This is a genomic window from Pseudomonas sp. N-137 (assembly GCF_034555295.1).
GTDB classification, from domain to species: Bacteria; Pseudomonadota; Gammaproteobacteria; order Pseudomonadales; family Pseudomonadaceae; genus Aquipseudomonas; species Aquipseudomonas rhizophila.
Genome location: NZ_JAXUDQ010000030.1, coordinates 854,645 through 870,042, shown reverse-complemented (window position 1 = coordinate 870,042; position 15,398 = coordinate 854,645). Strand labels below are relative to the sequence as shown.

Sequence of the window (15,398 nt, the reverse complement as noted above, 5' to 3'; positions counted from 1 at the left end):
ATGCATAGCCATAAATACAAGCTGTCGCCCCGGCAGCTCGCATCATTTGGAAGCGAACAGGCCAACGTTCAAAACGAATGCAAAAGTTGCAGTAATCCCGCAGGAGGAATTGATTTGGAACCGCGCGTCGTTGAACTGGAAACTCACCTTAAATACATCCGTAAAGACATGGATGAAATCCGAACCGATGTGAAGGTCATCCGCCACAGGCTCGCCTATTCAGCAGGCGCAGCAGCGGTGGTCTTTGGCCTGCTGGGCTGGATTGCGAACAGTCGATTCGATCAACTGGTCATGCTGCTCTCGCGATAAAGCCGATGGGCATGAAAAGCCCGAGCACTCGACTCGGGCCGGATACCCCAGTGCCGCAGCGCTAGCCCAGGACCTCGCTCAAGGGAATAAAACCCACTTCGTCGCCTTCGACCAGGGTTCGCCCCTCAAGCACCTCAACCAGTCCTTCAGCCCAGGCCGCGCTGCGCAGCACACCGGAGCTTTGATTGCGGTAGATGATCGCCCGACCGTTCTCGAGGCGACCTCGCAAGTATTCTCGTCGACCGCCTGCCTTCGGCCAGTCGAAGCCAGCCGGTACCTTGAACTTGAGCGGCGTTACCGCCTGAACACCCTGGCGGCGTAACAAGTAAGGCCGGGCTAACAATGCGAACGTCACCAAGGTCGAGGCAGGGTTTCCGGGCAGGCCGATCACAGGCACACCACGAAAATGCCCGAACGTCAGCGGTTTCCCAGGCTTGATGGCAAGCTTCCAGAGCGCGAGTTCACCCTCTTCGCGCAAGGCGGTCCCCAGGAAGTCAGCCTCCCCCACCGATACGCCGCCAGTGGACAGGATCAGATCGACATCCGACAACTGCCCCAGACGCTGGCGGGTGGCGGGCAAGTCGTCGGGCAGAATACCTGCGTCGACCACCTCACAACCCAGCTGCTGCAACCAGCCACAGAGCAGTACGCGATTGCTGTTATAGATCTGGCCAGGGCCCAGCGCCTGACCTGGCTCTACCAGTTCGTCACCGGTGGAGAGCACTGCAACACGCACCTTGCGCACCACCTCCAGCGACGCGCAGCCAAGAGACGCCGCCAGCCCCAGTTCAATCGGCCCCAGGCGAGTACCGCAGGAAAGAACCGTTTCTCCGACCGTTGCCTCCTGCCCCTGCGGGCGGATGTTTTGCCCGCTCACCATCGGCTCGGTAAAGCGTACGCGCAGGTCATCTTCAACCACGGCGTTTTCCTGCATCTCGACGCAGTCAGCGCCGGCAGGGACAGGCGCTCCGGTGAAGATCCGTGCACAGGTTCCTGCAGCCAGCGGCTCCGGGGCCTGGCCGGCGAAAATTCGCTGACTGACCACCAGCGGCTCACCTGTGCAGTCAGCCAGCCGCAACGCGTAGCCGTCCATGGCGCTGTTGGGCCATGGCGGCAAATCAAGGGTCGATACCAGATCTTCTGCAAGCACCCGGCCTTGCGCCGCGGCCAAAGGCAAACGTTCACGCTGGACAATCGGCGTAGCCGCCGCCATCTCGAGCAAACGCTCCAACGCCACCTCCACGGCCATCAAGGCACCGGCCTTGCCCGGTTTACCCACGGGATTCACAAGGCGCTGCCTGTTTCAGATGGGCCACGAAGTTACACGGACGATGCCGCGCATCCAGTTGCTCGGCCAGTATCCCGTCCCAGCCAGTACGCACCGCGTTGGTTGAGCCAGGCAGGCAACAAACCAGCGTGCCATTGGCCAGACCTGCCAGCGCCCGAGACTGGACGGTGGAAGTGCCGATGTCCGCCACCGATATTTGGCGAAACAGTTCACCGAAGCCGTCGACCTGTTTGTCCAGCAGGCACGCGACGGCTTCTGGAGTGCTGTCGCGCCCCGTGAAACCGGTGCCGCCAGTAATCAGCACCACTTGCACCACGTCCTCGGCGATCCAGTTCGCGACTTGCGCGCGGATCTTGTACAAATCATCTTTGAGCAGAACCCGCGCCGCCAGGTTGTGACCGGCCGCCGTGAGCCGATCGACAAAGACCTGCCCCGACGTATCGGTTTCAAGGGTGCGGGTATCACTGACTGTCAGCACCGCGATATTGAGCGGCACGAAAGGTACATCAGCCTTGGCTTTCATAGGCTCGTCCAGTTGTAGAGGAAACAGCCCGGTGTTATATCACAGCGCTTCATTTTTTCGCCCGTGCGGAGACACACCATGACCTCGAATACTTCCCCGCCATCATGCTCCATCCTGCTGCTGGCGGGGGGGCGCGGACAACGCATGGGCGGGCAGGACAAAGGCCTGTTGCAGTGGCAGGGCGAACCGTTGATCGCCCATCTGCATCGACGGACACGCGCACTGAGCGACGACCTGATTATCTCCTGCAACCGCAATCCGGAACGCTATGCGCTGTATGCCGATCAATTGGTGCATGACGATGAAGGGGGCTTCCCCGGCCCGTTGGCAGGCATCCGGGCGGGCCTCAAGGTGGCACGATACCCTTCTCTGCTGGTGCTGCCGTGTGATGTACCGCAGATCGACTCCAGCCTGCTCGACAGCATGCTCAGCGAGGCGAGCCAGCATCCCGACAAGCCACTGATGGTACGTCATGGTGAACATTGGGAACCGTTGCTGTGCGTCATTCCTGTGGCGCTGGCCCCGGCTTTCGAACAGGCCTGGAGCGAAGGCGAACGCAGCCCGGGCCGCATCATGCGGGCGTTGCATGCGACTGCACTGCAATGCCCTGCCAACGATATTCGCCTGGCAAATCTGAACACGCCGGAACTGCTCAGCGGCCACAAAGGTGTGTCAGATTGACACTAGCCAGGAACTTGCGCGCGCTGTATACGTCTGAAGGTCAGTAACTTGAAGAATCCTATTTCGGAGAAACACCATGACTCAACGGACCCTCGCCACTTTCATGCTCGCACTGGGCCTCGCCACTCTCGCCGGGTGCGCATCGCCAACAGTGATTACCTTGAATGACGGTCGCGAAATCCAGGCCGTCGACACCCCCGAGTACGACGAAGACACCGGCTTCTACGAATTCGAGCAACTGGACGGTAAAGAGACTCGCGTGAACAAGGATCAGGTTCGTACCGTTAAAGACCTGTAACCTTCAACGCCACAGCCAGCTACAGAAAAGCCCGCGATACTTGCGGGCTTTTTGATGCCTGTTCGAAAGTCAGCTCCGATCACCACTGCAAGCTGATATCGCTTTGAAAAGCACGTTCCTGGCCGGTGACAGGATCGATAAAACTCAACCCCTGGGCCAGCAGCTTGAGCGGGTTGGCGTAATCGTCCTCTACGTCCCGCAGCACGTCCGGGTAGAACGGATCGTTACAGATAGCCGCCCCGAGGGCATTCATATGCACTCGCAACTGGTGCTTCTTGCCCGTGACCGGAGACAGACCGTAGCGCCACAACTCGCCATTCTTTTCCAGGACTTCGATGGCCGTTTCGGTATTGGGCTCGCCCGGCCCTTCCTGCATCCGGAAGAACGGCTCGCCATCGATCATTCGGCTCTTATGCACCCGAGGAAAGGTCATCTGAGGTAACGCAGGGGCTATGGCCTGGTAGCGTTTCTCGATTTTGCGCGTTGGAAACAGCGACTGATAAGCCGAACGGGTCTGCGGGTTGGCTGAAAACAGCACCAGCCCCGCCGTATGCCGGTCGATACGGTGCAAGGGCACCAGATGGGGATTGTCCAGACGTCGGATCAGACGTCGCAACAGGGTCTGCTCGACATACTCGCCCGCTGGAGTGACAGGCAGAAAATGCGGCTTGTCTGCTACCACCAGATGTTCGTCGGCATACAGAATCGATTCCACGACCGGGATCGGCTTCTCGTCAGGCACCTCACGAAAGTAGTGGATGCGCAGGCCTTCCCGGTACGGCAGGTCGGCAGCAATGGCCCTGCCCTCGCCGTCCAATACCCGCCCCCGGGTGATGCGGTCCAGCCACTGCTCGCGACTGATGGTGCTGAAATGCTCGCACAGGCACTCCAGCACCGTCTGCCAGGAGCCGGGCGGAAGATACAAGGTACTGGCCTGATGGTGAGCGGCGCAAAATGATGACCGGGACATTGAAAACTCTAATCTTTTGGCAGGGCGGCATTATCCGCCAGCCGCGCATGTCAGCCCAGCAATGATTGCTTCACGCCGGGATCGACGTCGTCTTTGCTGCCGCTTCAGTGAACTCCTTCAACCAGCGCAGCACTTCCACCGCCTCCCAGCGACCCGGATCGTACAACGCATACAACAGGCCCTGGTAACCCACCACATCCAGTTGCTTGTGGTAGCCGGCACGCTGGAACAGTGCTTCGATCTCGGCGAAGCAGGTGTTGAAATGCAGTTTGTTGAAGGGCGTCTTGCCTTCGGTTACCAGCCCGTCCAGGCGCAACTCCTGGACCGCCTCGCGCACAACGTCCACGGACATCCTGTTCACGCTGTTTTTCAGTTGTTCGACATTGACCAAGGGACGCACTCCAGATAACTGTATGGGCATACAGTAACCGAAGAAGGGAGTTTTCGCCAATGGCAGTGCCTGGATTCGACGTATGGCAGGGTTCAACTCAGGAAAGCGGCCACCTGATCAGCATCGTCAAAAGGCCAATCCAGTTCCGCGCCCGTATCGATCCGGCGCAGGACCGGGATTCGCAGCCCATAACGTTCGGACAAAACCTCGCTCTCGGCGATATCCACCAGCTCCACCAACAATCCATGCTCGACGAAAGACATCAATACACCTTCGGCAACTTCACAAAGATGACAACCCAGGGTGCCGAACAACTGGCATTCAGGAGGCATGGCAGGTAGACCCACTAAAGAGAGACGGTCATTCTAGGCCCACCCTGCAAAACCGTCGAGCCGGGTAGAAAATCTGACAGTGCTTCGGTAAAACGCTGTGCAAATCATTGAGCGCCAATACTTTTCCGGCAATGCCCGGCGCTTATTTTCCTTCTACGCTGTGTGGCGCAAACCTTGAAACGGAGTACCCCTTGTTTGCCAATCTGCTGATCATTCTTGCCTCGTCCCTGGTGGTCATCGCCCTGTTCAGGCGACTGCGCCTGCCGCCGGTACTGGGTTATCTCTGTGTCGGTCTGGCGGTCGGCCCCACCGCCCTGGACTGGGTGAACGACAGCGAGGAACTGCCAGACCTGGCCGAGCTCGGGGTGGTTTTCCTGTTGTTCTCGCTGGGGCTGGAGTTCTCCCTGGCGAAGATGATCGAACTGCGCAGGGTCGTGTTCGGCCTTGGCAGCCTGCAGGTGCTGTGCTCAGGGATACTGCTGGGCAGTCTGCTGCTGCTCTTCGGCGCCCCGCCTGTCGCCGCCATGCTGCTCGGCGCCGGGCTGGCCTTGTCATCCACCGCTATTGTCAGCAAGGAGCTGACCAGCCTGGGGGAAATATTCAGCAGCCATGGCCAGAACGCAATCGGTGTGCTGCTGTTCCAGGATGTCGTCGCGGTGTTGCTGTTGACCCTCGTCCCCGTGTTCGCCGGCAGCAGCGAGCAACCATGGTACTGGGCGTTGCCCCTGACCCTGGGCAAGACCCTGGTGCTGTTCGGCGGTTTACTGCTGGCCAGTCGTCTACTGCTGCCGCGGCTGTTCCATGAAGTGGCCGAATCCCGGTCCGCTGAGCTGTTCGTGCTGCTGGCCCTGGTGATCGTATTGCTGACGGCTTGGCTGACCCATCTGCTGGGTCTGTCACCGGCCCTCGGGGCGTTTCTGGCGGGCATGTTGTTGGGGGAAAGCCATTACCGACATCAGATCGAGGCAGACATACGGCCGTTCCGCGACATTCTGCTGGGGCTGTTTTTCGTCAGCATCGGCATGCTGATCGATCTGCAGTTGTTTGTGGAGGACGGCTTGCTGATCCTCGGGTTGACCCTGGGATTGATGCTTATCAAAGGCTGCGTGGTCGCAGTGCTGGTGAAATGGCAAGGGGACGACGGCGAAACCTCCTGGCGCAGTGGCCTGGCCCTGGCCCAGGGCGGCGAGTTCTGTTTTGCCCTGATGGCACTGATGCAGCAGAACCGCCTCATGCCCGCCGACATCAGCGGCCTGCTGCTGGCAGCGACCTTCTGCTCGATGCTGCTGACGCCACTGCTGCTGCGTGCCGCGCCGCACATTGCAGCCCGCCTGCACCGCAAACCCAACGAAGAGGCACAGCTGGACCAGATAAGCGCACTCAATGCCGATTTGTCCGGCCATGTGGTTATTTGCGGGTATGGCCGCGTCGGCCAGTCAATCGGCAGGTTTCTACGCAGGGAACACCAGGCGTTCGTGGCCCTGGACGACGATCCGGTCATCATTCAGGAAGCCAGCGTCGGGGAAAGCTGCGTGCACTATGGGGATTCACGCCGAGGCGACCTGCTGGCCGCCGTCGGACTGAGTCGCGCCAAGCTGCTGGTGATCGCCGTGGACAAAACCGACATCGCCATCAGCGTGCTCAAGGAAGCCCGTCGGCTCAATCCCCAGGTGCCGATTCTGGTGCGTACCCGCGATGACAGCCAATTGGCGGAGTTGCAGGCTGCCGGGGCCAGCGAAGTGGTCCCGGAGCTGCTGGAGTCAAGCCTGATGCTGGCCTCCCACGCCCTGATCATGCTCGGGCTGCCGAACCAGCAGGTCCAGCAGCATGTGGATCAGGTCCGCCACGACCGCTATCGCTTGCTACACGGTTTTTATCCTGGGAATCAGGACAAAGAGCCTTAGGATCAGTCCTGACTGACCGCGCCGATCTTGTGGATCGAAAGGTCGGCGCCGTAGTACTCCTGCTCCTGAGTCAGCCGCAGTCCCACCACAGCCTTGATCGCACCATAGACCGCGAACCCGCCGCACAGGGCAACGACAACGCCCAGCGTGGTGCCGATCAGTTGGCTGATCAAACTGACCCCGCCCAGGCCGCCCAGAGCGCTCTGGCCGAAGATCCCGCAAGCAATGCCGCCCCAGACACCACACAACCCGTGGAGCGGCCAGACACCGAGCACATCGTCGATCTTCCACTTGCCCTGGGCCGCGGTGAAAAACCAGACAAACAAGGCACCGGCGATAGCGCCGGTCACGAGTGCGCCGATCGGGTGCATCAGGTCCGAACCGGCACAGACCGCTACCAGCCCGGCCAACGGACCGTTGTGCAGAAAGCCGGGGTCATTGCGTCCGACGACCAACGCCGCCACGGTCCCGCCGACCATGGCCATCAATGAATTGATCGCCACCAACCCGCTCACCGCCGGCAGCGTCTGGGCGCTCATCACGTTGAAGCCGAACCAGCCGACAATCAGGATCCACGACCCCAAGGCCAGGAAAGGAATACTCGATGGCGCGAACGCCACCAGACGACCGTCGCGGTAACGGCCGTTACGCGGCCCCAGCAAGAGCACGGCCGCCAGCGCCAGCCATCCGCCCATGGCATGCACGACCACCGAACCGGCAAAATCATGGAAGCCAGCGCCGAACTGGGCTTGCAACCAGGCCTGCAGGCCGAAATTGCCATTCCAGACCACGCCTTCGAAGAATGGATACACAAACGCGACGATCAACACCGTGGCACACAACTGAGGGGCAAATCGGGCACGCTCGGCAATACCGCCGGAAATGATCGCCGGGATCGCGGCGGCGAACGTCAACAGGAAGAAAAACTTCACCAGGCTGTAACCATGATCGACGTTGAGCACCGCAGCAGGTTGCAGGAAGGTCACGCCGTAGGAAACCCAGTAGCCCACGAAGAAATAGGCCAGGGTGGAGACGGCGAAATCACTGAGAATTTTCGACAGTGCATTGACCTGGTTCTTCTGTCGGACAGTTCCCACTTCAAGGAACGCGAAACCGGCGTGCATCGCCAGAACCATGACCGCACCGAGCAAAATGAACAGCGTGTTGGAGCTGTGGACCAGAGTGTCCACAGCGCTTTGCATATTTTCCATGGTTGGCAGACCTGAAAAGTTGAAAAAAGCACCAAACCGGTTCGCCCGCCCAGACGACGCACCAAGTCGAGACATCTCATCTGACTACCGAAAAACCGATGAACCGAATGAGTGCACAAAAAATCGACAATGCGGTGTTGCGCTTGGAGTGCTTCGCGGATTTTGTTTTTCTGGGTTAAGGTTTTGCGGGCTGACGCCCATCTTCAGCGCACAGGCGCAGGGGGACGCACCAGTACATGGCAAAACCCTGAGCAAAAGTTGTACCAGTCAGTTTCACTGAACCTTCCGGTATGGCTCATACTCGAACGCTTCAGACGTCACTTACGGAGATTCCCCCATGGCCAGAACCCAGGCAAAGACTGCTCAAGAAATCCTGATGGAAGATTTTCAGACGCTGGTCAGCGACACCGAACGGCTGTTGGATCACACCGCGACACTGGCTGGCGACCAGGCAGATGAGCTGCGCAGTCAGATCCATGAAACCCTTTTGCGCGCCCGCGAGACCCTGAAGTTGACCGAAGACTCGGTGCGTGAGCGCGGCCAGGCGGCGGTGATCGCCACCGAGGAATACGTTCAGGCCAATCCTTGGCAATCCGTCGGCATCGCAGCTGGCGTGGGCTTTCTGATCGGCCTGCTGGCGACACGGCGCTAATGATGGGCATTGACGAATCCGGCTCGTCCGAAGCGGGCACCCAACCTACAGCACGCCGCCTGGGCGCCGCGTTCCTTGGCTTGCTGCACAGTCATGTCGAATTGTTCGGCATCGAATTGCAGGAACAGAAAGCACGCACAGTCAGCCTGCTGTTGTTCGCCGGGCTGGCGCTGGTATTTGCGTTGTTGCTGCTGGTGGGGCTCTCGGCGCTGGTACTGATCCTGGTATGGGATACCTATCGTCTGGCGGGGATTATTGGCTTGTGCCTGTTTTATCTGCTGGCCGCCCTGTTCTGCGGCCTGCGACTCAAAGCAGCGATCTATGACGAGTCCTCCCCTTTCCATGCCACTTTGGAAGAATTGGCCAACGACCGGGAGCGCCTGTTGCCATGAGCCTGCCTGATATTCCTCAAGCCCGGACCCGCCAGGAAATGCGCAAGGCGCTGGTACGTCTGCGCATGGAAATGCACCGACAGGAAATCCGCCAGGAAACCCGTCAACTGTTGCAACCTCTGCAGCGGGTGCGCGGTTTCACACAGAGTTGGCACGAGGGCTTCGGCATCAAGCACGCGCCGCTCTGGGGCGTGGCGGCGGTGTCCTTGCTCGGTTTTCTCACCGGCAAACGGACCCGTAGCGGCCGCACCAGCAGCCTGACGGGACTGATCCGGCTGGCAACGACCCTGCTGCCGCTCATCAAGCTGGCCAAAAGTGTGCGCAAACCCTGACGCAGCAATAGCCTATAGGCCTTGCGAGGTGCCCCGCGAACCGCGAAGCTAGGACATCGACCTTATCAAACGGAGCAACCAGCCTTGGATTGGCACACCCTGCTGACTCGCGAGCGCCTCGGAAAAACGCTGCACAGCCCGGAAGAGTTGGGCCGCAGCCCGTTCCACAAAGACCATGACCGCATCATCTTTTCCGGCGCGTTCCGGCGCCTGGGACGCAAGACCCAGGTGCATCCGGTCTCCAGCAACGACCACATCCACACACGCCTGACCCATTCGCTGGAAGTCAGTTGCGTCGGACGCTCCCTGGGCATGCGGGTGGGAGAAACCATCCGCAGCGCCCTGCCTGAGTGGTGCGAGCCAAGTGACCTGGGCATGGTGGTGCAATCGGCCTGCCTGGCCCATGACATCGGCAACCCGCCATTCGGTCATTCCGGTGAAGACGCCATCCGCTATTGGTTCCAGCAGGCCGCAGGCCGCGGTTGGCTCGACGCCATGACCGAGGCCGAACGCAACGACTTTCTCAATTTCGAAGGCAACGCCCAGGGGTTCCGGGTGCTCACCCAGCTTGAATATCACCAGTTCGACGGTGGTACGCGGTTGACCTATGCCACCCTCGGCACTTACCTCAAATACCCCTGGACCGCCCGTCACGCGGACTCCCTGGGCTACAAGAAGCACAAGTTCGGTTGCTACCAGAGCGAACTGCCGTTGCTGGAACAGATCGCCCACAAGCTCGGCCTGCCTCAGCTCGAAGACCAGCGCTGGGCACGGCATCCGCTCGTTTATCTGATGGAAGCCGCCGATGACATCTGCTACGCGCTGATCGACCTGGAAGACGGCGTGGAAATGGAGCTGCTGGAATACCCGCAAGTGGAGTCGCTGCTTCTGGACCTGGTGGGCGACGATCTCCCGGACACTTACCGTCAACTTGGACCACTGGACTCGCGAAGACGCAAACTGGCGATCCTGCGGGGCAAGGCCATCGAACATCTGACCAACGCCGCAGCCAGGGCTTTCGTCGAGCAGCAGCAAGCATTGCTGGCCGGTACGCTGCCAGGGGACCTGGTGGAACACATGCATGGCCCAGCCAAACGTTGCGTATTGAATGCCAAGGACATGGCGCGCAAGAAAATCTTCCAGGACAAGCGCAAGACCCTGCATGAGATCGGCGCCTACACCACGCTGGAAATCCTGCTCAACGGATTTTGCGGCGCCGCCCTGGAGCAACATGGCGGTCGCACGCCTTCGTTCAAGAATCGGCGAATTCTCGACCTGCTGGGTAACAACGCGCCCGATCCGAACGGTTCGTTGCATGGTGCATTCTTGCGGATGATCGATTTTATCGCCGGGATGACTGACAGCTACGCCAGCGAAATGGCTCAGGAGATGACGGGCCGTACTCGCCAATGAGAGGGCGTCGGCGGCAAGCCTGGATGCGAAGGCACAGTCATGGAGGTTTGGCAGGCCCGCCCCTCGGGGCGGGGTAAACGGCAATGAAGCGTCGTACTCGTTTCTGAAAAGTCGATGGCCTGCCATTTAATACTGAATAAACCCTTCCTCTATTTGTTTGTATAAACAACATCCTGAAAGAAATCTCCCCTTCAAAACGGGCAATAATTCCCCTTCCTAGTTCATTCACCTACTAAAAACCCAATCACATCGTAGTACCCCGCCTCTTTTTTTGTAGGAAACTTCTGAAATTGAATATGTATGCCTGTCTCCTCATACGACCCCGGCATTAACTGGGCTAAGGTGCGCGCTTTATTAAGCTCGTAGGGACTTTATTCATGAACTCCGTTTTCATTGTCGACGACCACCCGGTCATCCGCCTCGCCGTTCGCATGCTCCTGGAGCATGAGGGCTATAAAGTCGTAGGGGAAACTGACAACGGTGTGGATGCGATGCAAATGGTGCGCGAATGCATGCCGGACCTGGTCATTCTGGACATCAGCATCCCCAGGCTTGACGGGCTGGAAATTCTCTCACGGTTCAACGCCATGACCACGCCCCTTAAAACATTGGTGCTCACCGCTCAGTCCCCAACGCTTTTCGGTATCCGGTGCATGCAATCCGGTGCCTCTGGATACGTTTGTAAACAGGAAGACCTCAGCGAGCTGGTCAGCGCAATCAAGGCCGTTTTGTCCGGTTATAACTATTTCCCCAGCCAGGCACTGAACCCGGTCCGCCAGGATGATCCTCGCAGCATAGAGCTGGATCTGTTCAAAAGTGTCAATGACCGAGAGTTGATGGTGCTGCAACTTTTTGCTCAGGGCCGTACCAATAAGGAAATAGCCAAAGGTATGTTTCTCAGCAATAAGACTGTCAGCACTTACAAAAAAAGATTGATGCAAAAACTCAAGGTCAAGTCCCTGGTAGAACTGATTGAAATGGCGAAGCGCAACGCGCTGGTGTGAGAAAAGACCGGATGCTCAAATGCATAAGTAGATGCCTCCTGCTATTAAGCGCGGGGTTATATGCGCACGTCCTCATGGCGACGCCGGGCACGCCCGAGCACTACACGCTTTTGGGTCGTTCGACGGCGGCTCATGTCGAGGTCCTGCTGGATGACGCTCACCGTAGCCTGTTACAGGACCGGCAGGAATTGGTACTGGGAACGTCTGCCCCTGATTATCCGCCCTTCGATCTGTCCACCAGCGGGCAAGACTACGAGGGCATGACTGCCGACTACGCCGGCGTCATCGCCAGGGCGATCGGTCTGCCAATGCGGGTTTTGCGTTTCGCTTCCCGGGACGAGGCCATTGCGGCCCTCAAGAATGGAAAAATCGACCTGCTCGGCACCGCCAATGGTTTCGAAGCGCGCACCCCCGGCATTGTGCTATCGACCCCTTATGCAGTGGACCAGCCCGTTCTCGTCACCCGGACGAATGAAAGCCGTTCCCTGACCGAAGATCTCCAGGGATTGCGGCTGAGCATGGTTTATCACTACCTGCCGCTGCGGGAAATCGAAAAGCTTTACCCCAAGGCAATCATCAGCACCTACCCCTCCTACCAGAACGCCATAAACGCCGTCGCTTTCGGCCAGGCGGATGTCTTTCTCGGCGATACCATTTCCACCCACTACATGATCAGCAAGGGTTACCTGAGCAACATCCGCATGGCCAGCTTCGGCAAGCATGAGTCCTATGGATTCGGTTTCGCGGTTCGAAGTCACGATACCCGGCTGCTGGAGGCCATCAATGCCACGCTGAACCAGATTTCCATCACCGAGCAAGCGGCCATTTCCAAACGCTGGAGCGCTGGCAGCGACTTGTATCTCACGGAACACAAGATACAACTGACCGCCCGGGAGCAACGCTGGCTGGCACGGCACCCGGTGGTGCGAGTCGTGGTCAACGAAACCGCGGCGCCCTTCACTTTTTTCGACTCCGATGGTGACTTTCGCGGCATCAGTGCCGACCTGCTGGAGCTGATCCGGTTGCGCACCGGCATCCGCCTGGAGATCCAACGCACTCAGAATGACAGCGAAATGATTGCCGCGGTCCTGAACGGTCAGGCCGACATGATTGCAGCGCTTTTGCCGAGCAGCGCGCGGCAGCAACAGTTGAAGTTCAGCCGCCCCTACGTCGACAGCTCATTCGTCCTGCTGACCCGCAAGCAAGCCGACACCCCGGCAACCCTCGACCAGTTCGGCGACCGAAGCCTGGCCATCACTCAAGGCAATCCGGTCATTGAATGGCTACGCAGCCAGTATCCGGACATCAAGATCATCGAAACCGACGACCCTCTCCATGCCGTTGAAATGCTCGCCAAGGGCCAGATCGATGGCAGCGTGAACTCTCTGGTCATGGCCAACTACTTCATCTCGTCGCACTCGTTGCGAGACACCTTGCAAATCAGCAGCACCGTAGGAACCCGCCAGGCCATGTTCTCGTTGGCCACTGCCAAAGACGCCGTGGAGCTGAACTCCATTCTCGACAAAGCCCTCACCAGCATCGACCCGGACGAACTGGGCGTGATCAATAATCGTTGGCGAGGTTACGTGTCGGCATCGGAACACGTGTGGCGCACCTATAACCGCCTGTTTTTTCAGATCGTCGCCGGCGTCGGCCTCTTGTTGCTGCTGTCGCTGGCATGGAATGCCTACATGCAGCGCCAGATCAGGCAACGTCAACGGGCGGAGCTGGCCCTCAATGACCAGCTTGAGTTCATGCACTCACTGCTCAACGGCACCCCTCACCCGATCTACGTCAGAGATCGCAACGGTTTCCTGCAAAGTTGCAATGACAGTTACTTGCAGACGTTCAACGTGAAACGCGAAGAAGTCATCGGCAAGAACGTCATGCCTGGGTCCATGAGCAATGCTTTCGAAGCGCAGGAGTACCAGGCGGACTATCAGCGGGTCATGGCCGAAGGCACTCCGCTGGTCCTGGATCGCCCGTTACATATCGGGGCTGACAAGCTGACCATCTACCATTGGATTCTCCCCTATCGCAACTCAAACGCCGAAGTACAGGGCATCATTGGCGGCTGGATCGACATCAGCGAACGACGCCAATTGTTCGACGAACTGCGCGCCGCCAAGGAGCGGGCCGACAATGCGAACCGCGCCAAAAGCACGTTCCTGGCGACCATGAGCCATGAGATCCGCACCCCCATGAACGCGGTGATCGGCATGCTGGAGCTGGCTTTGAAACATGCCGACAAGGGCCATCTGGACCGTTCGACCATAGAAGTGGCGTACGAATCGGCTTCCGGCATGCTCGAGCTGATCGGCGACATCCTGGACATTGCACGGATCGAGTCAGGTCACCTGAGCCTGGCGCCCGAGCGGGTCAATCTCAGGGCCTTGCTGCAATCGGTCATACGGGTTTTCGAAGGCGTTGCTCGACAGAAGAACCTGGCATTGTCGCTGCTGTTCGACCCGGCCGAAGGCAACCCGGACGTCCTGATAGATCCCTTGCGATTCAAACAGGTGCTCTCGAACCTGATCAGCAATGCCCTCAAATTTACCGAACAGGGTCAAGTTCAAATCAAGGTCCAACTGTCTCCGGCCGCCCCGAATGACACCCTGCACATGCAACTGGAGGTCAGCGACAGCGGCATCGGCATCAGTGCGGCAGACCTGCAACGTCTGTTCGAGCCGTTTTCCCAGGTCGACAACACCGGCCGGATGGCGCGAACGGGCGCAGGACTTGGCCTGGTGATCAGTCGCAACCTGTGTCAGATGATGGGCGGCAGTCTGCACATGAGCAGTGAGCCGGGCATCGGCACCCGGGTCCAGATTTCACTGCAACTGACTACCCTGCCGACCACCACGGTTTGCGTGCCCCCGGAACCTGTCGTTGAAACGGCCACGGCCGCCTTGAGCGTTCTGGTCGTGGATGACCATCCGGCCAATCGCTTGTTGATGTCGCAACAACTGGAGTACCTGGGTCATCACCATCAGGTCGCCCATGATGGCGCACAAGGACTCAAAGCCTGGCATGAAGGGGATTTCGACCTGGTCATCGCCGATTGCAACATGCCCATCATGAGTGGCTACGAACTGGCCAGTTCGATTCGTCGCCATGAGTGCGAACGCGAACTGCCGCGCTGCACCATCCTGGGGTTTACCGCCAACGCACAACCGGAGGAAAAACAACGCTGCCGGGACGCCGGAATGGACGACTGCCTGTTCAAACCGATCAGCCTGAGCGCCCTGAGCCAATGGATGAAAACAGTCAGATCCACCAGCCGGCCCAAGGCTTTCAATGTGCAAAGCCTGCAGACCTTGACCGGTGGCAACCCCTTGTCCATCCGGCGCCTGTTGGAAGAACTGCTCAGCAGCAATCGCTCGGACCGCCGGGAGTTGCTCGATATTGCCCGCAGTGGGGACCGACAGGCACTGACCGAGGCCGCGCACAAAATAAAAGGCGTCGCCCGAATCGTGCAGGCGACCTCGTTGATACAAAGATGTGAGGCGCTGGAACACGCCTGCCACCAGGCACAGGGTGCGCAACCCATTGGCGAATGTACCGAGGCGCTCGACCAGGCCATGACCGAACTGGAGCGCGCCCTGGAAACAGAGATCGCCAAGGCAAAATAATCCAGCGTTTACTATGCTGATCGCTCAGCAGTGCGCACCAGGGGCGTTCTCGATTGGTTTCCCCCG

Annotated in this window: 16 protein-coding genes; 10 read left to right on the top strand and 6 right to left on the bottom strand. The window is 59.1% G+C overall.

Going from position 1 to position 15,398, the window contains the following annotated elements; all coding sequences use genetic code 11:
- Positions 1 to 309, top strand: coding sequence for a hypothetical protein (locus T3A99_RS25095; RefSeq protein ID WP_225248412.1), 309 nt, complete (start codon positions 1 to 3; stop codon positions 307 to 309).
- A gap of 61 nt (positions 310 to 370) precedes the next feature.
- Here T3A99_RS25095 and glp read toward each other — a convergent pair whose 3' ends face one another.
- Together glp and moaB are read right to left on the bottom strand one after the other, a co-directional pair.
- On the bottom strand, positions 371 to 1,558 hold the full coding sequence (gene glp / locus T3A99_RS25090; RefSeq protein ID WP_288912904.1) for a gephyrin-like molybdotransferase Glp: 1,188 nt from the start codon (positions 1,556 to 1,558) through the stop codon (positions 371 to 373).
- A gap of 22 nt (positions 1,559 to 1,580) precedes the next feature.
- Positions 1,581 to 2,120, bottom strand: coding sequence for a molybdenum cofactor biosynthesis protein B (moaB, locus tag T3A99_RS25085; protein ID WP_047226393.1), 540 nt, complete (start codon positions 2,118 to 2,120; stop codon positions 1,581 to 1,583).
- A gap of 78 nt (positions 2,121 to 2,198) precedes the next feature.
- Here moaB and mobA point away from each other — a divergent pair, with 78 nt between their 5' ends.
- Together mobA and T3A99_RS25075 are read left to right on the top strand one after the other, a co-directional pair.
- Entirely contained in the window at positions 2,199 to 2,801 is a 603-nt protein-coding gene (gene mobA / locus T3A99_RS25080) for a molybdenum cofactor guanylyltransferase MobA (protein WP_107322178.1), read from the top strand.
- 76 nt (positions 2,802 to 2,877) lie between these two features.
- Positions 2,878 to 3,099 carry a YgdI/YgdR family lipoprotein gene (locus T3A99_RS25075; protein ID WP_047226391.1) on the top strand — a complete coding sequence of 74 codons (222 nt, stop codon included), beginning with the start codon at positions 2,878 to 2,880 and terminating at the stop codon, positions 3,097 to 3,099.
- A gap of 79 nt (positions 3,100 to 3,178) precedes the next feature.
- On the opposite strand, the gene T3A99_RS25070 is transcribed toward T3A99_RS25075, so the two are convergent.
- The 3 genes from T3A99_RS25070 to T3A99_RS25060 all read right to left on the bottom strand — a co-directional run bounded on the left by T3A99_RS25070 (position 3,179) and on the right by T3A99_RS25060 (position 4,792).
- Positions 3,179 to 4,069 (bottom strand): pseudouridine synthase, encoded by an 891-nt coding sequence (locus tag T3A99_RS25070; RefSeq protein WP_076385697.1) that lies wholly within the window; start codon positions 4,067 to 4,069, stop codon positions 3,179 to 3,181.
- 70 nt (positions 4,070 to 4,139) lie between these two features.
- The gene (locus T3A99_RS25065; RefSeq protein ID WP_047226389.1) at positions 4,140 to 4,460 is read right to left on the bottom strand and encodes a transcriptional regulator; all 321 of its coding nucleotides are present in this window, start codon (positions 4,458 to 4,460) and stop codon (positions 4,140 to 4,142) included.
- Between the two features lie 92 nt (positions 4,461 to 4,552).
- Positions 4,553 to 4,792 (bottom strand): glutaredoxin family protein, encoded by a 240-nt coding sequence (locus tag T3A99_RS25060; protein WP_047226388.1) that lies wholly within the window; start codon positions 4,790 to 4,792, stop codon positions 4,553 to 4,555.
- A 191-nt stretch (positions 4,793 to 4,983) separates the two neighbouring features.
- On the opposite strand from T3A99_RS25060, the gene T3A99_RS25055 reads away from it, so the two are divergent.
- Positions 4,984 to 6,696, top strand: a complete 1,713-nt coding sequence (locus T3A99_RS25055) for a cation:proton antiporter (protein ID WP_076385699.1) — start codon at positions 4,984 to 4,986, stop codon at positions 6,694 to 6,696.
- A gap of 2 nt (positions 6,697 to 6,698) precedes the next feature.
- Here T3A99_RS25055 and T3A99_RS25050 read toward each other — a convergent pair whose 3' ends face one another.
- On the bottom strand, positions 6,699 to 7,907 hold the full coding sequence (locus tag T3A99_RS25050) for an ammonium transporter (RefSeq protein ID WP_274090268.1): 1,209 nt from the start codon (positions 7,905 to 7,907) through the stop codon (positions 6,699 to 6,701).
- Positions 7,908 to 8,244: 337 nt separating this feature from the next.
- Between T3A99_RS25050 and T3A99_RS25045 the strand changes: the two genes are divergently transcribed.
- From T3A99_RS25045 to T3A99_RS25020, 6 genes are all read left to right on the top strand, one after another.
- Entirely contained in the window at positions 8,245 to 8,559 is a 315-nt protein-coding gene (locus T3A99_RS25045) for a DUF883 family protein (RefSeq protein WP_047226385.1), read from the top strand.
- Positions 8,560 to 8,561: 2 nt separating this feature from the next.
- A complete protein-coding gene (locus tag T3A99_RS25040) occupies positions 8,562 to 8,951 on the top strand; it encodes a phage holin family protein (RefSeq protein WP_047226384.1) in 390 nt (129 codons plus the stop codon).
- Positions 8,948 to 9,283 (top strand): hypothetical protein, encoded by a 336-nt coding sequence (locus T3A99_RS25035; RefSeq protein WP_047226383.1) that lies wholly within the window; start codon positions 8,948 to 8,950, stop codon positions 9,281 to 9,283. Before T3A99_RS25040 ends, T3A99_RS25035 begins: the two co-directional genes overlap by 4 nt.
- Positions 9,284 to 9,367: 84 nt before the next feature.
- On the top strand, positions 9,368 to 10,696 hold the full coding sequence (locus T3A99_RS25030; protein WP_047226382.1) for a deoxyguanosinetriphosphate triphosphohydrolase: 1,329 nt from the start codon (positions 9,368 to 9,370) through the stop codon (positions 10,694 to 10,696).
- Between the two features lie 377 nt (positions 10,697 to 11,073).
- Positions 11,074 to 11,700 carry a response regulator transcription factor gene (locus T3A99_RS25025; RefSeq protein ID WP_047226381.1) on the top strand — a complete coding sequence of 209 codons (627 nt, stop codon included), beginning with the start codon at positions 11,074 to 11,076 and terminating at the stop codon, positions 11,698 to 11,700.
- A gap of 74 nt (positions 11,701 to 11,774) precedes the next feature.
- Positions 11,775 to 15,332, top strand: a complete 3,558-nt coding sequence (locus T3A99_RS25020) for a transporter substrate-binding domain-containing protein (RefSeq protein ID WP_322834913.1) — start codon at positions 11,775 to 11,777, stop codon at positions 15,330 to 15,332.
- The last annotated feature ends 66 nt before the right edge of the window (positions 15,333 to 15,398 follow it).

Excerpts from the sequence above, each read along its gene's own strand:
- T3A99_RS25095 (WP_225248412.1), top strand. The coding sequence starts at position 1 with ATGCATAGCCATAAATACAAGCTGTCGCCCCGGCAGCTCGCATCATTT.
- T3A99_RS25040 (WP_047226384.1), top strand. The coding sequence starts at position 8,562 with ATGGGCATTGACGAATCCGGCTCGTCCGAAGCGGGCACCCAACCTACA.
- T3A99_RS25025 (WP_047226381.1), top strand. The coding sequence starts at position 11,074 with ATGAACTCCGTTTTCATTGTCGACGACCACCCGGTCATCCGCCTCGCC.
- T3A99_RS25045 (WP_047226385.1), top strand. The coding sequence starts at position 8,245 with ATGGCCAGAACCCAGGCAAAGACTGCTCAAGAAATCCTGATGGAAGAT.
- T3A99_RS25075 (WP_047226391.1), top strand. The coding sequence starts at position 2,878 with ATGACTCAACGGACCCTCGCCACTTTCATGCTCGCACTGGGCCTCGCC.
- T3A99_RS25070 (WP_076385697.1), bottom strand. The coding sequence starts at position 4,069 with ATGTCCCGGTCATCATTTTGCGCCGCTCACCATCAGGCCAGTACCTTG.
- mobA (WP_107322178.1), top strand. The coding sequence starts at position 2,199 with ATGACCTCGAATACTTCCCCGCCATCATGCTCCATCCTGCTGCTGGCG.
- glp (WP_288912904.1), bottom strand. The coding sequence starts at position 1,558 with ATGGCCGTGGAGGTGGCGTTGGAGCGTTTGCTCGAGATGGCGGCGGCT.
- T3A99_RS25060 (WP_047226388.1), bottom strand. The coding sequence starts at position 4,792 with ATGCCTCCTGAATGCCAGTTGTTCGGCACCCTGGGTTGTCATCTTTGT.
- moaB (WP_047226393.1), bottom strand. The coding sequence starts at position 2,120 with ATGAAAGCCAAGGCTGATGTACCTTTCGTGCCGCTCAATATCGCGGTG.
- T3A99_RS25020 (WP_322834913.1), top strand. The coding sequence starts at position 11,775 with ATGGCGACGCCGGGCACGCCCGAGCACTACACGCTTTTGGGTCGTTCG.
- T3A99_RS25050 (WP_274090268.1), bottom strand. The coding sequence starts at position 7,907 with ATGGAAAATATGCAAAGCGCTGTGGACACTCTGGTCCACAGCTCCAAC.
- T3A99_RS25035 (WP_047226383.1), top strand. The coding sequence starts at position 8,948 with ATGAGCCTGCCTGATATTCCTCAAGCCCGGACCCGCCAGGAAATGCGC.